Origin of the sequence: Brunnivagina elsteri CCALA 953, from assembly GCF_002289455.1 — a bacterium.
Lineage (GTDB): Bacteria > Cyanobacteriota > Cyanobacteriia > Cyanobacteriales > Nostocaceae > Brunnivagina > Brunnivagina elsteri.
This window is the reverse complement of the sequence record NZ_NTFS01000591.1, coordinates 1-2,892: the sequence shown is the minus strand read 5'-3', so window position 1 is coordinate 2,892 and position 2,892 is coordinate 1. Positions and strand designations below refer to the sequence as shown.

Genomic DNA, 2,892 nt, shown 5'->3' with positions numbered 1-2,892 from the left:
TTTTTTGAGTATATCCGCGATCGCATTTCTTTGATCGGAAATATCCCATCTTTGGGCAGTATTATTCGGGACAAATCTTCGCTTAACCCGTTTGGTTGGTCGTGGATGCCAGAATAAATCTTTACCCCGAAGTATTGATGGGATACCATCACTAAATATATCGAATATATGCCACTAATTTGTGTGGCAGGTTCTGCGGTATCTAACCCTGAAGTAGAGTTGTGCGATCGCGAATCTTTTCTACGTCATTTTAGCGAATCTCTTTTGAATGCAATTGTCACAAATACAGCTTCTACAGCCGCTTTTGATAAGCGAATCGAAGATACGTTAATTTACCATTGTCTCTATCAACAAAAATCGAATCCTCTGAAGGGAAATATTGCCCTAACTGAATACGAACAATGGTTAACTTGGAAAAGTAAAATTACCCGCAGTCAAAATAATTCATCTTTTCATCTTTGCTTTCAATTACAATCCCCTACATCTGAAGAAATAGATAATTGGCAGATTCAGTTTTTAGTAGCCAGTAAACAAGACCCTTCTTTAAAGTTAACATTAGCTGATTATTGGCAGATGAAATCTGTAAATGGGGAATCAGTAAGTGCAAATAAGAAAATGAAAAAATCCTCTTCCCAAAGTTCCAATTCCCAACTTCCCAACTTTATCGATCGCGACTTTGAAACAAATCTGCTACTCAATTTAGGATATGCGGCAAGAATGTATCCAAAATTATGCCAGGGATTGGAAACCGATCAACCAATTGGACTCCAACTGAGTTTGGATGAGGCATTTGATTTTCTCAAAGAAAGCGCTTGGGTATTGGAAGATGCAAATTTTAAAGTCATTGTACCAGCTTGGTACACCCCCGTAGGTCGTCGTCGGGCAAAAGTTCGTCTGAAAGCTTCCTCTGGGGGAAAATCTGCCAGCAAGAACGATAAAAAAGGTTATTTCGGGTTTGATTCCTTGGTAGAGTATGAATATGAATTAGCAATCGGCGACCAAATAGTTTCCCGTAGCGAATGGGAAAAATTGGTTGATGCTAAAAAGAACTTAGTACATTTTCGTGGTCAATGGATGGAATTAGATCGCGATAAAATGCAGCAAATGTTGGAATTTTGGCAAACTCATGGTGATGAGAAACCCTCAATGTCGATGTTAGAGCTTCTACAACGTAGTGCGGAAGCTGGGGAAGATTGGGAAATCGAACATGATGATTTTTTAGCAGAGATGGTAACAAAACTGCAAGATAAAAGTCAGTTGGAACCAGTTTGCGAATTACCAAATTTACAAGGATGTCTCCGGGAATATCAAAAACGTGGTGTTTCCTGGTTAGGTTATTTGGAAAAGTTGGGTTTAAATGGCTGTTTAGCTGATGATATGGGATTGGGAAAATCCGTCCAGGTAATTGCCAGACTCGTACAAGAAAAAGATGAACAGGAAAAATTGAGTCCAGAAATTTCTGCTACAAAATTAACTGCTGAGAAGAAGAAAGGTAGGAAAAAAGACGATTTAAATCCAGATAAATTAAACCCAGAAAAAACTTTATTACCCACACTATTAATTGCACCAACATCAGTCGTGGGAAACTGGCAAAAAGAAATTGCCAAATTTGCACCGCATTTACAAGCAATGGTACATCATGGGAGCGATCGCATTACCGAAAGTGCAGATTTCCAAGTAGCTTGTCGGCAATATGATGTAATAATTACTTCCTTTACCTTAGCTCGCAAGGATGAAAAACTCTTAAATAGTGTGGAGTGGCAGCGTTTGGTATTGGATGAAGCCCAAAATATCAAAAATCCCAAAGCAGCGCAAACCAAAGCTATCCTGAAAATATCGGCAAAACATCGACTCGCATTGACGGGAACACCAGTAGAAAACCGTTTGTTGGATTTATGGTCAATTTTTAACTTCCTCAATCCTGGTTATTTGGGAAAAGAAGCGCAGTTTCGTAAATCCTTTGAAATTCCCATCCAGAAGGATAACGACAGAGTAAAATCCAGCACCTTAAAAAAGTTAGTCGAACCCTTGATTCTTCGCAGACTTAAAACAGACCAATCAATTATCAACGATTTACCCGATAAAGTTGACCAAAAACTATACACCAACCTTACCAAAGAACAAGCATCATTGTACGAAGCAGTCGTTAAAGATGTAGAAAAGCAGTTGGAAGAAGTAGAAGGAATTCAACGCAAAGGTTTAATTCTCTCCACATTGATGAAATTGAAGCAAATTTGTAACCATCCAGCCCAATTTTTACAGGATGGGAGCGAATTTTCACAAGTGCGATCGCATAAACTCAGTCGTTTGGTGGAAATGGTAGAAGAGGCAGTTTCCGAAGGAGATAGTTTACTGGTATTCAGTCAATTTACTGAAGTATGCGAATCAATTGAGAAATATATCAAACATGCACTGCATTACAACACATATTACCTGCATGGTGGAACAACCCGTCAGAGGAGGGAAAAGATGATTGAGGAATTTCAGAACCCGGAGACAGAGCCATCAGTTTTTATACTTTCATTAAAAGCAGGTGGTGTGGGGATTACCCTGACTAAAGCTAATCACGTCTTCCATTTTGACCGATGGTGGAACCCAGCAGTGGAAGAACAAGCAAGCGATACCTGCGGTAAGCTTCGCTAACGCGCTTTCCGAATTGGGCAGAAAAAGAACGTTTTTGTACATAAATTTGTAGCAATTGGGACTTTAGAGGAGAAAATTGACCAAATGATTGAAGATAAGAAAAAACTTGCTGCTGCGGTAGTTGGGAGTGATGAATCGTGGTTGACAGAACTTGATAATGAAGCGTTTAAACGCTATTGAGTAAAATTGGCACGTAGGGAGAAATACGGTATGCTCAAAGAGTGTGAAATAGTTACGGATTATCAGGAT

Annotated in this window: 1 protein-coding gene; it reads left to right on the top strand. The window is 39.2% G+C overall.

Features of this window, described 5'->3' with window-relative positions:
• Positions 1-168 precede the first annotated feature (168 nt).
• On the top strand, positions 169-2,643 hold the full coding sequence (locus tag CK510_RS28765; protein WP_373695836.1) for a DEAD/DEAH box helicase: 2,475 nt from the start codon (positions 169-171) through the stop codon (positions 2,641-2,643).
• Positions 2,644-2,892: the final 249 nt, after the last annotated feature.